The sequence below is a fragment of the Pseudotamlana agarivorans genome, assembly GCF_018860245.1.
GTDB lineage: Bacteria > Bacteroidota > Bacteroidia > Flavobacteriales > Flavobacteriaceae > Pseudotamlana > Pseudotamlana agarivorans_A.
Window position 1 is genome coordinate 335,020 of sequence record NZ_JAHKPD010000018.1, and the last position, 23,644, is coordinate 358,663.

16 protein-coding genes are annotated in these 23,644 nt (G+C 33.5%); all 16 read left to right on the top strand.

The window, feature by feature from the left end; all coding sequences use genetic code 11:
• Positions 1 to 3: 3 nt before the first annotated feature.
• Positions 4 to 588, top strand: coding sequence for a DUF4202 domain-containing protein (locus tag KO493_RS12515; RefSeq protein WP_216068306.1), 585 nt, complete (start codon positions 4 to 6; stop codon positions 586 to 588).
• A gap of 11 nt (positions 589 to 599) precedes the next feature.
• A complete protein-coding gene (locus KO493_RS12520; protein ID WP_216068307.1) occupies positions 600 to 2,426 on the top strand; it encodes a sensor histidine kinase in 1,827 nt (608 codons plus the stop codon).
• Positions 2,427 to 2,443: 17 nt separating this feature from the next.
• Positions 2,444 to 2,824 carry a RidA family protein gene (locus KO493_RS12525; protein ID WP_216068308.1) on the top strand — a complete coding sequence of 127 codons (381 nt, stop codon included), beginning with the start codon at positions 2,444 to 2,446 and terminating at the stop codon, positions 2,822 to 2,824.
• 51 nt (positions 2,825 to 2,875) lie between these two features.
• Positions 2,876 to 3,541, top strand: coding sequence for a response regulator transcription factor (locus KO493_RS12530; RefSeq protein WP_216068309.1), 666 nt, complete (start codon positions 2,876 to 2,878; stop codon positions 3,539 to 3,541).
• Between the two features lie 428 nt (positions 3,542 to 3,969).
• Positions 3,970 to 5,700, top strand: coding sequence for a type VI secretion system tube protein TssD (gene tssD / locus KO493_RS12535; protein ID WP_216068310.1), 1,731 nt, complete (start codon positions 3,970 to 3,972; stop codon positions 5,698 to 5,700).
• The gene (locus KO493_RS12540; protein ID WP_216068311.1) at positions 5,697 to 6,305 is read left to right on the top strand and encodes a toxin-antitoxin system YwqK family antitoxin; all 609 of its coding nucleotides are present in this window, start codon (positions 5,697 to 5,699) and stop codon (positions 6,303 to 6,305) included. Before tssD ends, KO493_RS12540 begins: the two co-directional genes overlap by 4 nt.
• Positions 6,306 to 6,579: 274 nt before the next feature.
• Complete coding sequence (locus KO493_RS12545; protein WP_216068312.1) at positions 6,580 to 8,070, top strand: MFS transporter; 1,491 nt, start codon at positions 6,580 to 6,582, stop codon at positions 8,068 to 8,070.
• A gap of 655 nt (positions 8,071 to 8,725) precedes the next feature.
• Positions 8,726 to 12,247: a nitrate reductase gene (locus tag KO493_RS12550; protein ID WP_216068313.1), complete on the top strand. Its 3,522-nt coding sequence runs from the start codon at positions 8,726 to 8,728 to the stop codon at positions 12,245 to 12,247.
• Positions 12,247 to 13,677, top strand: a complete 1,431-nt coding sequence (locus KO493_RS12555) for a rubredoxin (RefSeq protein ID WP_216068314.1) — start codon at positions 12,247 to 12,249, stop codon at positions 13,675 to 13,677. The genes KO493_RS12550 and KO493_RS12555 overlap by 1 nt, the downstream gene beginning before the upstream one ends.
• Before the next feature lie 481 nt (positions 13,678 to 14,158).
• Complete coding sequence (locus KO493_RS12560) at positions 14,159 to 15,067, top strand: DMT family transporter (RefSeq protein WP_216068315.1); 909 nt, start codon at positions 14,159 to 14,161, stop codon at positions 15,065 to 15,067.
• A gap of 114 nt (positions 15,068 to 15,181) precedes the next feature.
• Positions 15,182 to 17,032 (top strand): DNA topoisomerase IV subunit B, encoded by a 1,851-nt coding sequence (locus tag KO493_RS12565; RefSeq protein WP_216068316.1) that lies wholly within the window; start codon positions 15,182 to 15,184, stop codon positions 17,030 to 17,032.
• 173 nt (positions 17,033 to 17,205) lie between these two features.
• Complete coding sequence (locus KO493_RS12570) at positions 17,206 to 17,349, top strand: hypothetical protein (RefSeq protein ID WP_216068317.1); 144 nt, start codon at positions 17,206 to 17,208, stop codon at positions 17,347 to 17,349.
• A 3-nt stretch (positions 17,350 to 17,352) separates the two neighbouring features.
• Positions 17,353 to 19,959, top strand: a complete 2,607-nt coding sequence (locus KO493_RS12575) for a DNA gyrase/topoisomerase IV subunit A (RefSeq protein ID WP_216068318.1) — start codon at positions 17,353 to 17,355, stop codon at positions 19,957 to 19,959.
• A gap of 15 nt (positions 19,960 to 19,974) precedes the next feature.
• Complete coding sequence (locus tag KO493_RS12580; RefSeq protein ID WP_216068319.1) at positions 19,975 to 21,012, top strand: endonuclease/exonuclease/phosphatase family protein; 1,038 nt, start codon at positions 19,975 to 19,977, stop codon at positions 21,010 to 21,012.
• Positions 21,013 to 21,805: 793 nt separating this feature from the next.
• Positions 21,806 to 22,699, top strand: coding sequence for an IS1595 family transposase (locus KO493_RS12585; protein WP_216068320.1), 894 nt, complete (start codon positions 21,806 to 21,808; stop codon positions 22,697 to 22,699).
• 140 nt (positions 22,700 to 22,839) lie between these two features.
• The gene (locus KO493_RS12590) at positions 22,840 to 23,421 is read left to right on the top strand and encodes a hypothetical protein (RefSeq protein WP_216068321.1); all 582 of its coding nucleotides are present in this window, start codon (positions 22,840 to 22,842) and stop codon (positions 23,419 to 23,421) included.
• Positions 23,422 to 23,644: the final 223 nt, after the last annotated feature.

The window sequence follows — 23,644 nt, forward strand, 5'->3', positions numbered from 1 at the left end:
CATATGAAGCCTACAAGATTTGAAACAGCTATAGCTTTAATAGATAAAAAAAACGCAGAAGATACGAATACATACCAGGTAGCTGGAATGGAATATCCTAAGGAATTGTTGTATTCACAACGTATGACTAGGAAGTTATTACAGTTTTGTCCTGATGCGTCTAAAGCCCTTCAAATCGCAGCACGTGCACAACACATTTGCCGTTGGAAAATTGCAAGAGACGAGTATCCTATGGATCGAGTAGGGTATTTAAAGTGGCGTGAAACATTAAAAAAAATGCATGCGGAAATAACTGCTGAAATCTTGGAACAAGTAGGTTTCGATCGGCAGTTTATAGATCGAGTTTCATTGTTAGTTAACAAAAAACTCATTAAAAAGAATGAAGAAACTCAAATTCTAGAAGACACGATTTGTTTAGTGTTTTTAGATTACTATTTCGATGAATTCGCCGCTAAGCATGACGATGAAAAAATTATAGACATTCTTAAGAAAACTTGGGTTAAGATGTCTGAAAACGGACATAAGGCTGCCTTACAATTGCCTTATTCGGAAAAAAGTTTAGCACTCGTTAAAAAAGCAATCTCATAATGATGTAATATATGACAAAGCACGGAAATTCATTAGACCAAAGAACGTTTGATAAATTAAGCCGGCTTTATATTATTGCATTAAGTACAATTGCGGTTTCTGTAATTGTTAGCCAAATGCTTATTCGTAACCATCTTTCCGATCAGGAAACGGATTCTTCTGTTATAAATGTGGCAGGAAGACAACGTATGCTTAGTCAGAAGCTAACAAAAAACGTCGTTTCTTTATCTTCAGAAAATAGCTTAGAAACAAGGGTGTTAATTAAGAATAAAATTAAAGAAACACTTGACCTTTGGAAACTGTCTCACTATGCCCTTCAAAATGGTAGCGACAGCTTAGGGCTTCCCGATAAAAATACTGAAGAAATTCGCGCCAGGTTTTCGATTTTAAACCCAATATTTGATAAAATTAGTTTCGCTTCTAAATTTATTGTTTCTAAAATAGAAGAGGATCCAAAGTCGCCTATTTCAAGTTTTGCTTCAGAAGTTAAGGTGGTCAGAGAAAATGAGAGCGATTTTTTATTGATGATGGATGATATTGTAAATCAATATGATCTAGAAGCAGACAAAAAAGTAGATTGGTTAAGGCATTTAGAAATGTGGCTCACTGGCTTGACCTTAATTATTTTGCTAGGAGAGTTTTTGTTTATTTTTTGGCCTGCAGCAAAATCGGTGAGATCAACCCTTTCGGAATTATTATATGCTGAAAAACGCGCTAAGCAAATGGCTTTTGATGCCGATGAACTTAGTTCTGCTAAAGAAAAATCTATAAAAGAATTACGTGCGCTTAGCCGGGCTATGGACGATACTCTGCTGTTTGCTCGAATTTTGCCAAACGGGTACATTGTACATATGGGAAATAAATTCTCACGCCTTTTTAAGTATTCGAAAATGACCGATATAGGTTTGTTTTGGACAGTTTTATCACAAGAGGAGACGGAGCAAGTTATCATAGAGGAACTGATAACAAAATATAAGAAAACAGGCTGGCAAGGTGAGGTGAAAGCGAGTACAAAGGAAGGTAAGGATGTATGGCTGGAAATGGCAATTATACCTTATAGTCCAACCGAAGACCGATCGGAACTACTTATTATCGCTTCAGAAATTACTGATAGAAAAGCAGCACAATTAGAGATTGATAGACTGACAACAGCGAGTTTTGAGGAGAAAATGAATCAGCAAAAGATCATTTCTAGTAAAATTATTGAAAACCAAGAAAAGGAGCAAAATAGAATTGCTAAAGATGTGCATGATGGTATCGGACAAATGCTTACAGGGTTAAAATACAATTTAGAAAGTATCGATACGAGTAATATTGAAAAAGCTACTTCTAAAATTGAAAACTTAAAAGTGCTTGCTAGCGATATTATAAAAGGGATTAGAACGGCTACTTTTAATTTAGCGCCACCAGAATTAACCGATCATGGTATTGTGCCTGCTATTGCAAAATTAACCCAAGAATTGGCTAAACTTACAGGGAAGGAAATTATGCTTTTTAATAAAACAGATTTTAATCAGCGATTAGATTCTTTAGTTGAAATTAATATTTATCGCATCACTCAAGAAGCCATTAATAATGCCATTAAATATGCTGATACCTCTCACATATTAGTAGCGTTATCGCATAGTGAAAATATTTTAAGTATTGTTATTGATGATAATGGTAAAGGTTTCGACCCTAAGAATGTCAAGAATGTGAAAAATGGCGATGGCGGTATGGGGATGACTTTCATGAAGGAGCGTATTAAGTATATTGACGGCCGTTTCTTTTTAAATTCTGAAATAGGAAAAGGGACTCGTGTTACTTTAAATATTCCAATAAAGGATATGCAGGATTAAGGTTTTAATACGTTTTTATGGCAAGAAAAAATGTAAGTTCGGGTTCAGATTTTGAAGATCAAATTGGGTATTCAAGAGCTGTTGTTAAAGGGAATTGGATTTTTGTTTCTGGAACTACTGGATACGATTATGATACCATGTGTATTAGTGATGATATTGTAGAACAAACTAAACAATGTTTTGTTAATATAATAAAGGTGTTAGAGCAAGTGGACTCTAGTTTGAATGATGTGGTAAGAGTGACTTATATTTTACCTCATGCCAATCAATTTAAAGACTGTTGGCCGGTTTTAAAAGAATATTTTAGTGAAATTAAGCCCGCGGCTACTATGTTTTCTGCTGGCTTAGCAAATGATAAAATGAAAATTGAAATTCAAGTGACTGCGCTAAAAGAATAAAATACGTATTTATACTTAATTTTGTTATTTTTGTACTTATAAATGGAATTTATGGATATTATTAATGTTGTGCTTGCAGACGACCATGTTTTAGTTAGAGATGGGATTAGAGCCCTTTTAGAAGATCAATCGGGGGTAAAAGTTATTGCTGAGGCTTCCAATGGAAAAGAAGCGTTAGAGATTATCGCTGAAAACAAGCCACACGTCTTAATTGTGGACATTAGAATGCCAGAAATGAATGGTATTGAAGTGGTAGGGGAGATAAATAAAACCTACTCCGATGTTCGAACATTAGTACTGTCTATGCACGATTCAGAGGAATATGTGCTTAAAGCCATACAAGCTGGTGCTGATGGATATTTGTTAAAAGGAGCCAGTAAGGAAGAGTTTTTAAAAGCACTGAATAATGTCGCTGCTGGTGGGAAATATTTTACGGGAGACGTTTCTGCAATCATCATGAATAATTTTGTAAACGGCAATACTAATACCGCTGTTGCTGAAGAAAAGCAGGTTAAAAAAGACCCCTTTAAATTGACTAAGCGTGAAAAGCAAATACTTAACTTAGTATTACAGCTTAAAAACAATAAAGATATTGCTGAAGAACTTCAAATAAGTAAACGTACTGCTGAAGTACATCGTTTTAATCTTATGAAAAAATTAGAAGTTAAAAACTTAATGGAACTGAGCAATAAGGCTAAAGCGTTTGATTTGGCTTAGGCTGTTAATTCTTAATTAATTTTTTCTGTTAAGTACTTATTAAAACTTTGTACTTATTTTATTCTTACCAAATACACACCCTAAATTCTTGTGTGCAGTTACCAAAAAAATGAATAGATTTTGGAGCTATTTCACTTGCTTGTTTCATGATATTATTTGCGGTAAACAGGGAGCTAAATAGTAGAAAACACCATCCTTAATCCTTATTTCCAATAAGGGTTTCTTTTCTAAATTATTTATGTTAGTTAAGTGTTTTACTAATATTTCGTAAGACAAACATCCAGATTCAGGCAAGGAGATAGAAATTCAAAAACCCTGTCAATCTTGTGGTAATTATCTTATATTTGAAAGAAATATTATACAAATCATCGATCTTGTATTCAACAAGGTAAAATGACACAAGTCCTTTAATAAATGCAAAAGCAATAATGGTAAATGCAAAATTAATAATAGACAGACAGGAAGTAAATCTTTTGTGGTTTAATTTTGGTTTTAGGCAAGAAGCCGATTATAATGGGAGACCTTCTCAAAAACCAGTGTTTACCGGCCTTCAACTAGTTATTGAATCTAGAAAAGATTTAGACTTAACCGATTGGGCTATTGCTCCCAATCAAGCCAAACAAATTGAAGTGCATATTTATCCTGTAATCCTAGGAGGTAAAACACGTAAAATTAACTTCTACGATTGCCACCTTGTAAATTGGAAAAACAACTTTTCATCAATAGGGAGTGAGCCGATGAGTGAAACTCTTGAAATTACTGCAGCTGGTGTTAAAGACCCTCAAACTCTAACGGAATACGCCGCCAATTGGAGAACTACTTTTCCAAGCGAGGATGTTAATTTAATTACACGAGAAGAAACAGAAGAAGTTGAAGACGAATTAGCTCTGAAGTTTATAGCAAAATTTGAACGATTAGATACTTATAAAGGTGAGATTGGTTTCGATTGGATGCGAGACGAATATGAAGAGATATCTGAAAATTATGAAAAACTAAAAAAAGAATACACGCCAACCAAAATTCATGACCAAGATTACTTTGTGCCATGGTTAAGTATGTTTCCTAATCAAGAAAATGTAAAGCTAAATTTGGTAATTACAGAAATAGAAGGCAGTTTAAAAGATACAGACATTATAAAACTACCTCCAAAAAGCGGGATTAAATTTGTGCCTAACGAATTGAAAATATCTGAAGCTAATTGTAAGGAAATAACCGTAGTCTGTGAAACACCGTTAAGCAATGATGTAGTCATTTCATTATTAGATAAAGATAATAATGAAGTCGGAAAGTTAAATGTGTTTAAAAATGCTAATCATGAACAGTTGTACTTTAATATTACCCCTGTTCGTATATTAAGAGGTGTTTCTTCTGAAAGAGACAAGCAAATCATTGAAAATATGATGGACCACTCACAAGGTTTTGGAGATAAGAGCAAAGATATAAATGGTGATTTACAAAATTTACAGAAATATTTAAACGAACAATCCTTAAACCAAGCTTTATTACAATGTCATATTGGTCAGGTTTATGATGTAATTATAGATGAAGAAAAATGGATTGCTGACGACCTTATTGTTGATGAGGGGTGTGCTTTTAAAGGAAATTTATTAGATAAGTTTGAGGTTGAATTTAAAAAGCAACATCCAAAAGCATTTAAAAACAGAGGGATTACAGTATTTCTTTCACCATTAAAAAATGTTAAAAAGGATAATAGTACAGGAGCTGGAGGTTATGGGAACTTGGGAGATATTGATTCAAAAAATCTAGCCATCTTTGAAACAAACCTTTGGAATAAAGAATCTTTCGCCCATGAAATTGCTTATGTTGCAGGGTTAGAGCATTCTTTTAGAGAAGATGAGGATTTGACAGCAGAGGAGGTTATTTCTTATAATTATAGAAAAGCAGAAATTGACGGTTATTTTGATAAAATAATTAAAACAGGGGGGTATACTAAGGAAGAAATTAGAAAGCTTTGGGTGCCCTATAGTGATGAAATGAGAGTTATCAATTCGGCTTTATATACACTAAATAGAAACCTGTATAAATTTAAACAGGCTGAAACTGATAATTTTATGGACTATAATAATAAAAGAAAATCTTTTTGGAAGTTTCAATGGAAGAGTCTACAAGAAGATGTATTAAAATTCTATAATAAATGAGAAATACATATATACTCTTAAGTTTTTTGTTGTTAAGTTTTAGTCTTCTAGGGCAAAACAAAAACATTCAAGCACCGCCGATTTTTATTAATTCACTTTACTTAGATTCAGAAATCATTAAGGGGGTAGAGTGTTATACATATAAAGATTTAGAAATTAGTGATAATTTTTATGCGATTTATTATAAAGTAAGAAAATCAAATTCTAAAGAAAACCAAACAAATGATATAATAAGAGCTAAGTCCGATTTCTCTATAGGTACACATACCGGGTATATTGCAACTGGGTATTTAAGGTTATGTCATAAAAACGGCTTATGGAAAACCACCTATAACAACAAACTTGTAAAAAGCATAAATTATAATAAAGGCTTACTTATTGGTGAATATACCGTGTACAGCACCAAAGGCGATGTATTATACAAAACAACATTTGGAAATTCAGGTGATGGTAAATTTAAAGACTACTATTATGAAACTGGTGTTTTAAGGGAAGAAGGAAGTTATAAAAATGGCAAAAAAGAAGGTAAGTGGTATGAATATGATGAGGATGGAAATATTTTAAACACAACCTATTATGAAAGTGGCGTGCCGTTAGAAAAGTAGAAACCATTAATTTATTTGTGCTGGAAAACAGTATAATTTCTATTGTTTATTGTTTTGCAAGTTCGCCTTTAGCTATCTAAATTAGCTTTTCTATTAAAAAATATAAGAATTAGTGAGTCCTTTTAATAATTCTTCAAAATCTTGTTTCTATAATTGTTAAACTCATAATTTTATTTGATTACGTAGTTTTTGAATCAAAAATTAAGTATTTATACTTAATTTCGCTGTGTAATAAAGCATATAATCTGTGCGTTAAATTTTAAATAAAATTGTAATGAATACAACACAAGGAGCAAATAAAATACTGTTTATTAATACGTTAGCATTTACGTTCTGTTTTGCAGCATGGCTGTTAAACGGGATATTAGTTACTTTTTTAGTTGATAATCAAGTTTTTTCTTGGAGCGCTGTGGAGATAGGTTGGTTAATAGGTATTCCGGTATTAACGGGGGCTATTTTTAGATTACCTGCAGGTGTATTAACCGATAAATTAGGTGGTAAGCCTGTATTTACGGGGTTATTGTTATTGTGTGCTGTTCCTATGTACTTATTGTCTTATGCAAATGATTTTTGGTCTTTTGCACTTTGTAGTTTAGGTTTTGGAATCGCTGGAGCTAGTTTTGCAGTTGGAATTGCTTTTTCTTCAATTTGGTTTCCTAAAGAAAAACAAGGTGTGGCTTTAGGGATATTTGGTGCTGGTAATGCTGGTGCGGCCATAACCACATTAGTAGGTCCTAAACTTTTAAATTTCTTAACGGATAATAAAACAAATTTAGACGGATGGAGAGATATGCCAAAAATATACGCTGGAGTTTTAGTTCTTATGGCCGTGGTGTTTTTTCTAACAACTAAAAATAAAAAACCAGCTTCAAGCTCGAAAACAATTAAAGCGATGATGGTGCCTCTTAAGAGTATTAGAGTGTGGCGATTTGGATTATATTACTTTTTAGTATTCGGTTGTTTCGTAGCATTCGCTGGTTGGTTAGTGCCTTACTACACGAATGTTTATGCGTTAGATTTGGTGACAGCCGGTATATTAGCCTCTTGTTTTAGTTTGCCTTCTGGTATTATTCGAGCCTTTGGAGGTTGGTTATCTGATAAAGTTGGTGCAAGAAAAGTGATGTATTGGGTGTTAGGGTCTTCATTAATTTTTAGTGCTATCCTAATTATACCTAAAATGGATATTTATTCTGCAGGTAAAGGAATTATGGCTAAGGCATCGGGAACTGTAACTAATGTGACTTCTGATTATATAGAAGTAGAAGGTGTGAAATATGCAGTTAAAGCTAAAACTGATAAACTAGCAAACGTCGATGAAGGATTTCATATTTTTCCAAAGAAAGAATCATGGCAAGAAGTGCTTGTTGAAAAAGGAGATGTTGTTAAAAAGAAGCAATTAATCGCTAAAGGAAATACGCATATTTTCTTTCAAGCCAACTTATGGATCTTCGCTATTGTTGCGATTATAATAGGGTCTATTTGGGGTATTGGTAAGGCAGCGGTCTATAAGCATATTCCAGATTATTTCCCTGAGGAAGTTGGTGTTGTTGGAGGTATGGTAGGTGTACTTGGTGGTTTAGGAGGTTTCTTTTGTCCTATAATTTTTGGATACTTATTAGAAGGTACTGGACTTTGGTCTAGCTGTTGGATATTAATGTTAGTATTATCTGCGGTTTGTTTAATTTGGATGCATCGTGTGATTCAGAAAATGGCAGATAAAGCGACCCCTCAGTTAGTGAATAAGTTTGAAAATGAGAATGGTTAGTCCTTATTAATAAGGCTTATGGTTCTTGTGATTAATGAAATTCATTTTTTGTAATTAAATCATTAAGGAAGCCTTGTTTATTAATGAATATTTAAAATGGCTAATCATTAATTGTTAATCTAGTAATTATTTAATATTACTTAATTGTGAATCTTTAAATTAAGTATTTATACTTAATTTTACACAGATCAAGAATAAAGTAATTTCATAAAAATAAAGTACATTTTGAGTGTTAAGTGCTTTAAAATAAGTGATATCTGTTCTTTTTAAAAACATAAAAGTATTACCGAAAGTTGTTGTAATGTAGTATTGGTTATAATAATTATAGGTTTGTTTATGTAAAGTATAGCTGCATTATTGCAGTTTAGCTACCGCAGTGTCTAATGGTTTTTATAATTGGAGCCATAGTGGTTGTGACTGCGGTAGTTTTTATTTAACGCTTCCTTGTTTAAGGAAGTTAAGTTACAGTCAAAAAGAATTCAAATGGAGTTCTCTTTAAATTCGCTAATGGCTAACTAAAAAAGCGAAACAAGATGGCCTATTTTTTATTAATTTAAAAGTATATAGCGTCCATTTTATGGTTTTTCAGAATAATGAATGCAGTATTTGTTTTCTGAGATTAAAATGTATTATTTAGTATAAAATCTTTGTCTGAATGATTAAAAACGAAGTTAAAACAACGTGTTCATATTGTGGTGTAGGCTGCGGAATTATTGTTAAAAAAGACAGTAATGACAAGGTTATTGTTGAAGGAGATAAGGATCACCCTGTAAACCGAGGTATGTTGTGTTCAAAAGGTATGAACCTGCATTATGTGGCTAACGATACCTCCGATAGGATTTTATATCCAGAAATGCGATGGAGTCGCTCTCACCCTAGAGAACGTGTAAGTTGGGACGATGCCTTAGATCGTGCTGCGAGTGTTTTTAAATCCATCATAAAAAAGCATGGGCCAGATAGCGTCGCTTTTTATGTGTCTGGACAGAGTTTAACCGAAGAATATTATATAGCAAACAAGCTAACAAAAGGTTTTTTAGGAACCAATAATATAGATACCAACTCGCGACTTTGTATGAGTTCTGCCGTTGTTGGTTATAAGAAAACATTTGGGGAAGATAGTGTGCCTATTTCTTATGCAGATATTGAATTGGCAGATACTTTTTTAATATCTGGAGCCAATCCGGCATGGTGTCATCCGATTCTTTTTAGACGTATTGAAAAGCGTAAAGAAGAGAACCCAGATGTAAAAATAATAGTTGTAGATCCTAGAAAAACAGATTCGGCAAACTTTGCCGATCTGCATTTACAATTACTTCCGGGTACCGATGTTATTTTGTATAATGCCATTGGGAGATGTTTGTATAAAAGCGGACTTATAGATGAAAAATTTATAAAAGACCATACCGACGGATTTGATGGTTACAAGGACTTGATTTTTCAAACCTCTTTAAGAAAAGCCTCAAAATTATGTGGTGTATCTGAAGACGATATTAGAAAAGCAGCAAAATATATAGGGCTTTCAAAAGGATTTATTTCTATGTGGGCCATGGGACTTAACCAAAGTGTGGTGGGTACCGATAAAAATGTTTCGCTTTTAAACTTATCACTTATTACAGGACAAGTTGGGAAACCAGGTGCTGGTCCTTTTTCTCTTACTGGTCAGCCAAATGCGATGGGCGGACGTGAAGTAGGGGGTATGGCTAATCTATTAGCGGTACATAAAGATTTAATGAATGAAGAGCACCGTCGTGAAGTAGCGCAGTTCTGGGGTGTTGATAAAATCAACCCGAAACCAGGGCTAACAGCAACCGAAATGTTTGATGCTCTTGAAAGTGGAAAGCTTAAAGCGGTTTGGATTGCTTGTACAAATCCCTTAGTGAGTTTACCAAATTCAAATCGTATAGAACGTGCCATGAAAAACGCTAAGTTTGTAGTGGTTCAAGATATATCTCATAAGTCAGATACCGTAGATTTTGCCGATTTAGTACTTCCTGCAGCAGGATGGCTGGAAAAAGAAGGTACCATGACGAATTCTGAAAGACGAATCTCATACCTGCCTAAAGAAATCGATGCTCCTGGAGAAGCAAGACCAGATGTTGAAATATTTTGTGATTTTGCACAACGCATGGGCTTCAGAGGGTTTAACTTTAGCAATGCTAGTGAAGTTTATGATGAATACGCTTCCATGACCAAAGGAACAAATATTGATGTATCTTTCTTAAACTACGACCGTTTAAAAAATGAAGGTACTTTTCAATGGCCAGTTCCAGAATACAGACACCCAGGAACACCTAGGTTATTTGAAGATAAAAAGTTTTATACACCAACGCAAAAGGCACAATTTAACTTACCAAGTACCATAGAAAATACATCGGTACAACCAAATGATGATTATCCACTTATTTTAACAACAGGACGTGTTCGTGACCAATGGCACACGATGACAAAAACGGGGAAAGTATCGCGTTTAAAAACACATTACCCAACACCTGTTTTAGAAATTAACCCTGTAGACGCCTTTTTAAACAAAATTAAAGATGGCGATATTACCGAGATTTCTGGTGAAAACGGCATGGTTAGGGTGCGTGCAAAAATTACAGATACCATTAAAAAAGGTGTGGTGTTCTTGCCAATGCACTGGGGTAAGCAATTACAGAGCGACTTAAATAGAGCAAACAATTTAACGAATACACATGTTGATCCAACATCTAAAGAACCAGATTTTAAATTCACACGAGTAGCTGTTTCAAAATATAATAAACCCGTTGAGAAAATTGTTATTGTAGGTGCGGGAGCAGCTGCATTCCGATTTGTTCAAAATTATAGAGAATACAACGAGATTGATGAAATTCACGTATTTTCTAAAGAGCCAAACTTATTTTACAATAGGGTTTTATTACCCGAATATGTCACCGAAGAATTATCTTGGGAACAACTTCTTAAAATTAAAGAAAAGGAATTAGGTAAATTAAATATCCATTTGCATCCAGAACGTTCAATTTTAAAAATTGATAAGGAAAGCAAGAAAGTTACCGATAGTAATAATGACGAGCATACATTCGATAAGCTTATTTTAGCAACTGGTAGTAGACCTTTTATTCCTAAAGATGTTCAAATCGATTTACCTGGACGTTTTACTATGCGTAATAAAAGTGATGCCGATAGTTTTAAGTCTTACTTAGATGCTACAAATTTACCACCAGAGGAACAGCATGTTGTTATTGTTGGTGGTGGACTATTAGGATTGGAGTTAGCCGCTGCAATGAAGCATAAAAATGCTAAAATCACTATTATTCAACGTGCCTCACGTTTAATGGAGCGTCAACTAGATAAAGTGTCCAGTAAGTTATTAGCCTTAGATGTTCAAGAACGTGGTATTCAAATTTATTTCGATAACGAGGTAAGTACTGTGTTTGATGATGAAGATACAGGTGAATTAAATATCACTCTTAAAAGTGGTAAGTGTATTACGGCCAATGCGATTGTTTATGCCATTGGAACTATTCCAAACGTAGATATTGCCAGAGCAAATGGAATTTCTTGTAGTCGAGGCGTTAAGGTTAATCAGCATTTAGAATCTTCTCATAAAGATATTTTTGCCATTGGTGAAATTGCAGAATACAATAACAAGTTATTCGGAATTACGTCGGCTGCTGAAGAACAAGCAAATATTTTAGCCAATTTTATCGCAGGTGATATTAGTTGTGCTTATGATGGTTCTGTACTAATGAATATTTTAAAATTCAACGACTTAAACCTTTGTAGTATCGGTGATATTGATGTGCCTGAAAATGACGATAGCTACGAAGAAATTATATTTACCGATCTTAAGAAACGTTATTACAAAAAGTGTATTGTAAAAGACGACCTGTTAGTTGGTGCGGTTTTAATGGGTGATAAAAATGAATTTGCCGAATTTAAAACCATGATTGAAAGTAAGATTGAAATGGCCGATAAGCGAAATACATTGCTTAGAGGTTCCTCAAACGACGCACCTGTATTAGGTAAATTAGTCTGTTCTTGTAGTCAAGTTGGTGCAGGAAATATTGAAGAAGCTATAGCAAAAGGATGTGATGATTTTACAGAATTATGTAATAAAACAGGCGCAGGATTAGGTTGTGGTAGTTGTAAAACTGAAGTTAGAGAAATACTTCAAAATTCAAAAGTATTAGCATAATGGACGAGCCATATAGAATTAAAATTAACGGAGGTGTGTTGTCTCCAGGAGAGTTAAAATACATTTGTGAAGCAGCTGAAAGCTTAGGTTTAGATGCGATTTCATTCGGTTCTCGACAAGATATTATTTTTCCAGAACAAATTGATGAAAGCAAGTTTGATCAATTTAATAAAATACAATTTATAAAACCTAAACGTGACGGTATTCAAAATATCGCATCGTCTTATGTTTCTGCTGAAATTTTGCCAAGTACGTCCTGGTTAACAAGTGACCGCTATTTGTACATTTTGGAGCAGTTTAAGCACAAGTTAAAATTAAGAGTAAATATCACAGACCCAAAACAACGGTTGGTACCTTTATTTACAGGGAATGTGAATTTTATCGCCTCAGAACACGAAGATTATTGGTATTTGTACGTTAGACTTCCAGGTTGGAAAAAAACACTTATGTATCCGGCGCTAATTTATAGCTGGGATATGGACAAGATAGAAATTGCTATCGAAAACATTTTGCAAGAAGAGCCAGAAACAATAGAAACAGTTTTTGAATTGGTTAGCGATGCGGTTGATACCAACAACAGAACGGTTGATAAAAGCTTGGAAGTACCTTTTTATCCTTTCCCTTATTATGAGGGTATGAACAGAATTGGTACAGACCGTTATTGGTTAGGTTTGTATTGGAGAAATAACCGTTACGATTTAAAATTTCTGAAAGCGATGTGTGAATTGTGTTCAGAAAATAAAATTGGTAAAATTTCTATAACGCCTTGGAAGTCTTTTATAGTTAAAGGAATTCCTCAGAAATCGAAGTTACAATGGGAGAAATTTCTAGGAAAATACGGTATTAACGTACGTCACTCTATGTTGGAAATGAACTGGCACTTACCGGTGAACGATCCTGATGCTTTAAATCTTAAAAAGTATTTGGTAACTAATTTCGATCAGAATGACATTAGTACCTATGGTTTAACCTTCGGTATTACAAGTTACGAAAGTGATACTTATAATTTCACTTCAATCGTAATTGAAAAAAATAAACAGCCCGATCTTAAGGGGGATTTTAAAATAAGAGATACTTATAATCTATTATATGCCAAAAATTTCGACCCGAATACACGGAAATATATCATGCATGTTCAAGATGTGGATAAGGTGGAATTACCAGGCTTGTTAATGGAATTAAGTCAGTTGTATTTTGAACAATTAGGAACCGAACGTGATGAGGAAGAAGTTGAAGTGATAAAGAAAGAAACTTCCGAAGAAGAGGTATATCAATGTTCAGATTGTTTAACGGTTTATAATGAGGTTTACGGCGATATCACTCAAGATATTGCACCAAATACGTCATTTGAAGACTTGCCAGCAACTTATGAATGTTCTCTTTGTGAAGCCTCTAAAAGTAACTTTGAAAAGAAGGTCTTAGTAAAATAAAAAATAAAGTTTAATTTGAATACTTGTTTTGTATTGTCATTACCAGGTCACGAGTAATCTCACCAAAACTAGAATGATTCTTCAGTTGTATCCTTCTACTAAATGACAAAATCAATATAATTTTATTTCAGTTTACAGACAATTAAAAAAAGAATCAAAAAAACGAGTGTTATAGAATAAATTACAAATTACTTTTGCTCGAATGCGATGTCTCATAGGTACTGGATGTGTTTTAAATATGCTTGGGTTTATATTTAATTAATCAACACTAGTGCTAGAGATATCGCATTATTTTTTACCGATATTTGATTAATAACTAAGGTTCTTTTATTTCTTTTAAGATAAATGAGCCGCTTTAAGGTTTTCACTAAGTCTGCTTATTTTACCTAAATAAAATTTAAGTTACTTTTTTTACTTCTGAACATCGTATCATTTGATTTTTTTAAATATTTGTGCGAAAGCTCATACTTATTTTAGCTTCATGGAAACAAATACAAAACAATTTTGGTACGGTGTGATTATTGGTGTTTTAGGCGTGGTGCTTTTTTCATCAAAAGCCGTTATGGTGAAGTTAGCTTACAATTATAATATTGATCCCATCAGTATTTTGTTGTTACGTATGCTATTTTCGTTTCCAATTTATGTGGTTATAGCTTTCATTTATAGCAAGAAAAAAAACGAAGTCGATATTGCCAAAAGCGATTATATATGGTTGATCTTTTTTGGAGTCGTGGGTTATTACTTGGCGAGTTATTTTGACTTTGTTGGACTTAAATACATCAAGGCCAGTTTAGAGCGCATCATTTTATTTTTATATCCAACTATCGTTTTAATTTTAAATCGCGTGTTTTTAAAACGACCAATAACCAAAATACAAACATCAGCCATTGCTTTAACCTATATAGGTGTTGTTATTGCTTTTTGGGATGAAGTCGCTATATCCGGCAGTGATAGCTTTTTAGGTGGTGCTTTTGTGTTATTAAGTGCAATTACCTATGCAACGTATTTGGTTGGTACCGGTTGGTTAATCCCAAAATTTGGTGTAGTAAAATTTACAGCATACGCCATGATCGTATCCTGTGTGAGTGTGTTTATTCATTATAGTATCGTGAGCGATGTGGATTTGTTTAGTTTTTCATGGCAAGTTTATGCTTTAGGTTTTATTATAGCGGTGTTCGCTACAGTAATCCCTTCTTTTTTGGTGTCGACATCAATTAAAATGATTAGCTCCTCGAATTTTGCTATTGTAGCAGGAATCGGGCCTATTTCGACGATAATTTTGGCTTCTATTTTTTTGAATGAAGTTTTAACGGGATTACAGTTTTTTGGAGCTTTAGTGGTGATTGTTGGTATTTTGGTGGTGTCACTTAAAAAAGAAAAGCAGGCTTAATTGGGTTCTCAACAATGAATAAATAATTATTGTTAATTACTTTGTGACTCTGCTATTTCATTTTTTACTTGGTTGTGCTATATTAGCGTTCTATCTTAACCACATCTCTTATTAATGGCTGAAAACTCTAACTACACCGAAGACAATATTCGTTCATTAGACTGGAAAGAACATATCCGTATGCGTCCAGGAATGTATATTGGAAAACTTGGTGACGGGTCTTCTCCAGACGATGGTATTTATATTCTACTTAAAGAAGTTCTAGATAACTCCATTGACGAATATGTTATGGGAGCCGGGAAAACCATCGAAATTTCTATTCAAGGTGCCAAAGTAACGGTTCGCGATTACGGGCGTGGTATACCTTTAGGAAAAGTAGTAGATGTGGTTTCCAAAATGAACACCGGTGGAAAGTACGACTCTAAAGCCTTCAAGAAATCTGTTGGTTTAAATGGGGTAGGTACCAAAGCAGTAAATGCTTTATCTTCATTTTTTAGAGTAGAATCAACGCGTGATAGTAAGAGCGCTTCCGCGGAATTTGAGCAAGGTAACCTCACAAATGAAGAGTTTTTAGAAGAAACCTCCCGAAGAAAAGGTACCAAAGTATCATTTATTCCTGATGAGCTCATTTTCAAAAACTATAAATTTAGAAGTGAATATATCGTGAAAATGCTTAAAAACTATGTGTACCTGAATCCGGGTTTAACCATAGTTTTTAACGGCGAGAAATATTATAGTGAAAACGGGTTAAAGGATTTATTAAGTGAAAATATTAATGAATCCGATCGTTTGTATCCTATAATTCACTTAAGAGGTGACGATATTGAAATCGCCATAACACATAGTAAAACCCAATACAGCGAAGAATACCATTCTTTTGTTAACGGTCAAAATACAACACAGGGAGGAACGCACTTAAACGCTTTTAGAGAGTCTATAGTAAAAACCATAAGAGAGTTTTATGGCAAAAACTACGATGCTTCAGATATTAGAAAATCTGTGGTAAGTGCTATCGCTATAAAAGTGATGGAACCTGTATTCGAAAGTCAGACGAAAACAAAATTAGGGTCAACCGATATGGGCGGTGAACTGCCAACGGTTAGAACCTATATTAACGACTTTGTAAAACGTTATTTAGATAATTATTTACATAAAAATCAAGATACTGCTGAAAAAATTCAGCGCAAAATACTTCAAGCCGAACGTGAAAGAAAAGAGCTTTCGGGTATTAGAAAATTAGCGAAAGACCGTGCTAAAAAAGCAAGTCTTCACAATAAAAAATTGCGAGATTGTCGTGTGCATTTTGGAGATACTAAAAACGAAAGAAACCTAGAAACGACTTTGTTTATCACAGAGGGAGATTCGGCTTCGGGTAGTATTACTAAATCACGAGATGTAAATACTCAAGCCGTTTTTAGTTTAAAAGGGAAACCATTAAACTGTTATGGTTTAACGAAAAAAATTGTTTACGAAAATGAAGAATTTAATTTACTTCAAGCCGCTTTAAATATTGAGGAATCTTTAGAAGATTTACGTTATAATAACGTCGTGATTGCTACCGATGCCGATGTTGATGGTATGCATATTCGTTTGTTATTAATCACTTTTTTTCTTCAGTTTTTTCCAGAAGTAATCAAGGAAGGGCATTTGTATATTTTACAAACGCCATTATTCCGTGTTAGAAATAAAAAGGAAACTATTTATTGTTATTCAGAAGAAGAAAGAAGAAACGCGATTGAAAAGCTAAAGCCAAAACCAGAAATCACGCGATTTAAAGGGCTTGGTGAAATCTCTCCAGATGAGTTTAAGCATTTTATTGGTGAAGACATTCGTTTGGATCCAATAATGTTAGATCATAACATGTCTATTGAAGATTTGTTAGCATTTTATATGGGTAAAAACACACCCTCAAGACAAGAATTTATCATCGACAATCTAAAAGTAGAATTAGATATCATCGAGTAAAAGTGATCTGATTTTCATGCCTGTTTTTAGATTTAAAATAAGGTGTAATTTGGTAATAAATTTTAGTTAAAAATAGTTAAGAAATTTATCTGAAAACGTAACTTTGTAGCGTTAAAAAAAGATAAATTTATTTGAAAAACATCCTACTTTAGTGGGAGTAAAACTTAACTAAGATGTTATACGCAAAGAAAGAAGAATTAGAAGTAGTACGTTCATACGAGTATTTACATGTACACCCAGCTAAAGATCAAGTAACTAGATTGCATGCGCGTGGAAGAGTAATGCTTAATGGCAGACCAAAACCAGTTAAAAAGTAATTAATGATTGAAAACGGAGACGATTTAATTAACGAACAAGACGAACCTCAAGAAACCATTACCCGCATAACGGGAATGTATAAAGATTGGTTTTTAGATTATGCTTCTTACGTTATTTTAGAACGTGCCGTTCCTGCTATCGAAGACGGTTTTAAACCCGTACAACGCCGCATCATGCATTCTATGAAAGATTTGGATGATGGGCGTTACAACAAAGTAGCTAATATTGTTGGTCATACCATGCAGTATCACCCTCACGGTGATGCCAGTATCGCGGATGCCATGGTTCAAATTGGGCAGAAAGATTTATTAATTGATACCCAAGGTAACTGGGGAAATATTTTAACAGGAGACAGAGCCGCTGCTTCACGTTATATTGAAGCTCGTATTTCTAAATTCGGTCTTGATGTGGTTTTTAATCCAAAAATTACCGAATGGCAAGCCAGTTACGACGGACGAAGAAAAGAGCCCGTAAACTTACCGGTTATGTTTCCGTTGTTGTTGGCTCAAGGCGGCGAAGGTATTGCCGTTGGACTTTCAACAAAAATATTACCACATAATTTTATTGAACTTATAGAGGCTTCAATAAAACATTTACAAGGCAAACGTTTTACCATATTACCCGATTTCCCTACTGCGGGAATTGCAGATTTTTCAAATTATAATGATGGTTTAAGAGGAGGGAAAGTACGTGTTCGTGCTAAAATTTCTCAACTCGATAAAAATACCTTGGTGATTACCGAATTACCTTTTAGTACAACAACCTCGTCGTTAATTGATTCAATATTAAAGGCGAACGATAAAGGTAAGATTAAAGTCAAGAAAATTGAAGATAATACAGCTGCCGAAGTTGAAATCTTAATTCATCTACCAACTGGACTATCTCCTGATAAAACTATTGATGCCTTATATGCTTTTACAAGCTGTGAGTCGTCTATTTCGCCCTTGGGTTGTGTTATTGAAGATAACAAGCCTTTATTTGTTGGTGTTACTGAAATGCTTCGCCGTTCTACAGATAATACGGTTCAGCTATTAAAGCAAGAGCTTGAAATTAAACTGGGTGAATTTGAAGAACAGTGGCATTTTGCTTCCTTAGAACGTATTTTTATTGAAAATAGAATTTACCGTGATATTGAGGAAGAAGAAACTTGGGAAGGTGTTATTAGTGCTATCGATAAAGGACTACAACCACACATCAAGCATTTAAAACGAACCGTTACCGAAGAAGATATTGTACGTTTAACAGAGATTCGAATTAAACGTATTTCAAAATTTGATATCGATAAAGCACAGCAGAAAATTGATGCTTTAGAAGATCAGATTGCTGAAATCAAACATCACCTCGCAAACCTAATCGATTATGCGATTGCCTATTTCACCAGACTTAAAAAAGAATACGGAGAAGGTAGGGAGCGTAAGACCGAAATAAGAGTTTTTGATGATGTCGACGCCACTAAAGTAGTGATTCGTAACACGAAGCTTTACGTAAATAGAACTGAAGGTTTTATAGGTACATCGCTTAGACGTGATGAATACGTTGGTGACTGTAGTGACATTGATGATATTATTGTTTTTACCAAAGAAGGTAAAATGATGGTAACCAAAGTTGATAGCAAAACCTTTATTGGTAAAGACATTATTCATGTTGCCGTATTCAAGAAAAAAGATAAGCGCACCATTTATAACTTCATTTATCGTGATGGTAAAGGCGGTCCTTCATACATCAAACGTTTTGCTGTGACTAGTGTGACACGAGATAGAGAATACGATCTAACAAACGGCACTAAAGGTTCTGTTGGTTTATATTTTTCAGCAAATCCTAATGGAGAAGCTGAAGTCGTTTCTATTTCATTGCGCCAAGCAGGTAGTATTAAAAAGCTTAAATGGGATATAGATTTTGCCGATATTCTTATAAAAGGTAGAGTTTCCAAAGGGAATTTAGTTACTAAATACCCTGTAAAGCGTGTAGAACTTAAAGAAAAAGGGGTTTCAACCTTAAAACCTCGTAAAATTTGGTTCGATGATACGGTACAACGATTAAATGTTGATGGCCGTGGCGAACTCATTGGTGAATTTAGAGGTGAAGATAAATTACTCATCATTTCACAATCGGGTACACTCAAAACCGTAACACCAGAGGTGACCATGCATTTTGATAACGATATGATTGTTATGGAAAAATGGCAGCCTAAAAAACCAATTTCTGTGGTTTATTTTAATGGTGAAAAAGAATTGTATTACGTTAAACGTTTTTTAATTGAAAATGAAGGCAAAGAGGAAACTTTTATTCCTGAAGATCCGAATTCACAATTAGAAATAGTTTCTACCGATTGGCGTCCTATGGCCGAAGTGGTTTTTGCCAAAGAACGTGGAAAAGATCGTAAAGATAATTTGGAGCTTAATTTGGAAGAGTTTATTGCTGTTAAAGGTATAAGTGCTTTAGGTAATCAATTGACAAAAGATAAGGTAAACCAAGTCAACTTATTAGATCCTTTGCCTTATGAATCTCCTGATGAAGTTCATGCAGATGATGTAGAAGTGATTGATGAAACAGAAGTGTCTCCAGATGGTAAATCTGATGATGATAAATCGCAGACTACTTTGTTTTAAAACAATGCATCCCTTTTGAATTTTTTTAAAATAGTTTACTTAGCAATAAGTCGTTTACTATACTTTTTAATTCCGCTTATTTTAGTGCTAAGCTGTATTATAACGCTTTATTTCGAAAACGTACTCTCCTTAATTTTATCGGTTGGGCTTCCGCTTATAGTTGTTTTGAATGCGGTTGTGTTCATTTATTTAGCATTTCGTAAACGCAAGCAGGCCATTTTATTGCTTCTAGCATTAGTAATTTATGGTTTGTCTCATGTGTTTTTTTTCAAATTCAGTTTGGGAAAGAAAGTTGATACCCCCCCAGACTCCTTGTCTGTTTTAACCTTTAATGTAAGAGGTGGAGGTGGTGCAGGGCATACTACCGATAGATTTAATCGTTTGGAAAGAATCGATAAAATGAAAAATTTTGTAGAAAATCAAGATGCTGATATTTTGGTTTTTCAGGAGTTTTGGAGAACTAAATTTGAATCATTTAAAAATTATCCTTACGCATTTATTGGACAAAGAAAAGGGGTTTCTAAGTCATTACAATTAATTTTATCCAAATACCCAATTGTAAATAAAGGGTATGTGGATTTTCCAAATACGGCAAATAATGCCATGTATGCCGATGTGCAAATTGAGCATGAAATCATAAGAATATACAATGTCCATTTACAATCCTTTAGTGTTGAAGTCAACTCTGAGTTTTTTACAGAGACGGGTTTAAAAACTGTATATCCTAAAATAGATAAAGGTCAGAAAATGAAAAGCGCTCAAACCGAGTTACTATTAGAAGGTGTTAAAGAATTTAAAGGCAGAAGTATAATATGCGGTGATTTTAATGCGACGCCTTTTTCTAAAACCTATAAGACTATAAGCAAAGACAGGCTAGATTCGTTCTTAGAAGCAGGCTCTGGTTTTGGTGAAACTTATAATTTATTAGGTTATCCTATGCGATTGGATTATGTACTTCCTGATACTAACTTTGAAGTCATTGCTCATGAAAATTTTAATTTACAGTTGTCCGATCATGAACCGATACTTGTATATTTGAAGTTGAAAAATTAAGTTTTTAGTTTTGTTTTAGTTGCGCTGATAGTCAGTTGTTAAACCGAGATCAGGATTATTATGTAACAGTAAAGTAATTAAACAAAAGATAGATTATATTCACAATAACCCCGTGGAACAAGGTTTTGTAACAAAACCAGAAGACTGGAAATATAGCAGCGCAAGAAATTATGCAGAAGATGAAACTGGGTTGAAAATTGATAACGCAAATATACATTCAGGAATGTTGTAACGGGCACGAGCGAGACGCTCGCCTAGCCGGGTGTGAGTCGACTTTAAATACGTTAATTGAAAAGTCTAAAGTAATTGGTATAAACTTAATAAATAGAAATCTCAAAAATGGAAGGAAAGCTTCATCGAGAGATTATAGATACGATAAAAATTAAACTTGTAGAAATCTATAAAGGAATTTTGTTAAATTATAAAATATAGAGATTAATATCGAAACAGGTCTTATTATTACAGAAGTTTTTAAAATAACCATAAAATAATTATTATGAATTTAAACTTATTTCAAATAATATTGTTATTAGTTATATTATCAGGAACTTTTCTATTATTCTACAAGTATAAATTATCCTATATTTCTAATTTTTTGATAGGAAGCTGGATGTTAATTTTATTTTGTAAAATAGATTTTAGAAAGATAAAATTTATTGACGACCAATATGGTGTGATTTTAACTTCTTACATTATTCTATCTTACTTTATGTTGCATTTTTCCATTTTGATTAACCATTTATAGAGGTCAGTATATAATTGCGTATCTTAAGACCTTATAATAGTACAAATTATGGATATATTTAAAGGTCAAAACCTTCTAGAGTTCTCTGATCGGTTTAAAACAGACGAAGATTGCAAGGAATATTTAGCTTTTTTAAAGTCAAAAACGGCTTATAAATGCTTAAAATGTAATCATACCGCCTATCAATCACTCAAGAATTTTGGCCGACAATGCAATATTTGTAGACATACAGAATCAGCTACAGCTAACACCTTATTTCACAAAGTTAAATTTGGAATAAGAAAAGCTTTTTTTATCTATTTTGAAATGTCAACCACTACCAAAAGCCTATCTGCTAGTTATATGGGTGTTCGTTATGGAGTTACCGAAAAAACAGCACGTTTATTTATGTTAAAAGTGAGAGAAGCTATGTCTTCTAGCGGTAATAATCCAATGGATGGCAATGTTCATGTAGACGAATTTGTTCTAGGAGGAAAAGAACAAGAAAAAGTTGGGAGGAGTTATAATAGTAAGAAGAAAAAGGCTATAACCGCAGTCCAGCTTACAGATGATGGTAAAGTAAAACGCATGTATGCTATGAAGATAGACGACTTTTCGGCGCAATCACTACAATACATTTTTATCAATCACATAAACAGGGAAGCTCAAGTAACTACTGATTTATGGAGAGGCTATAAACCAATTTCTAAAGCTTATAACATAACTCAAATTGAAAGTAATAAAGGGTTAAATTTTAAAGCTTTGCATACTATGATTCATCAAGTAAAATCATGGATTAGAACCACATATTCTTGGGTTAGCGATCACAATTTAGATAGGTATTTTAATGAATTTTGTTTTAGAATTAATAGATCTCAAAGTAAATCAACTATATTCAATAATCTTATTGTTAAAATGGTGGAGGCCGATAAGATTTATCAATCTGAATTTATAAGCAACTAACTACTGACCTCTATAACAAAAATAAAAACCAATGTATAAAACAGTATTCCTTCTACTTTGTCCGGTATTTTTAAATGCGCAAATTAATTTGGAAGTTCAAACCTTATTAAGGTAGATTATAAACGATAAATAATAACATAATGAAGAATGTATCAAGGAATTTTAAAGCTGTACATTTTAGTGAAGGTAGATTTATAGCGATTCAAAAAAGTAAAACTTTAAGTTATAATGACAAGAAAGAGAAGAAGAACGCAATTAAAAAATTAGAAAAATGGAAAGAAGGTTTATTAGAAAAATGTACTGAAATTCATTTTGCGCGGTATATAGGTATAAGTAATTCATTTTATTTTTTAGATAATAGAATAAAATTAGTTACACACGGGGGCTGGGGATACTCATGTAGTGGATATCTTTATATTATATCTTCTGATAGTGAGTATGAGTGTGAATATACTTCTGTGAGATGTGATTTAGACTTTGTAGTTAAAGAATTAAATAATATTATGAATATTGATGACTTAGATGAATATATAAAGCAGGAATTAAAGAGGAAACAGGTAGAATTAAAACTAATAATAACCGATCTGAAAAAGGAATTAGAGCCTTTAGAGATTGATCAAGTACAAAGAGAGGCTAGGATAAAAAAAATTAAACGAAGTCTGAAGGAAAAAGAAGAAGGTTTACAAAATTTAGATGATAAATTACTTTCTTTGTCTCTTTAAAAATGAATTATTTAATGGGTTAATAGGTGTTTTTTGTTATTGTCAATTCTTGATTTTTTTTAAGCGCTATTAGGTCTGAGGTCATTTGTGATGTATAGTAAACGTATCGAGATAGAACCCCGATGGCGCAGACTACAATAAAAAGAAACGTCGATAGCGCGGACTTTTAGTCCGTGCCTACTAGAGTAAGCAATAAATGAGAAATCCCACGCTATCGCAAGCG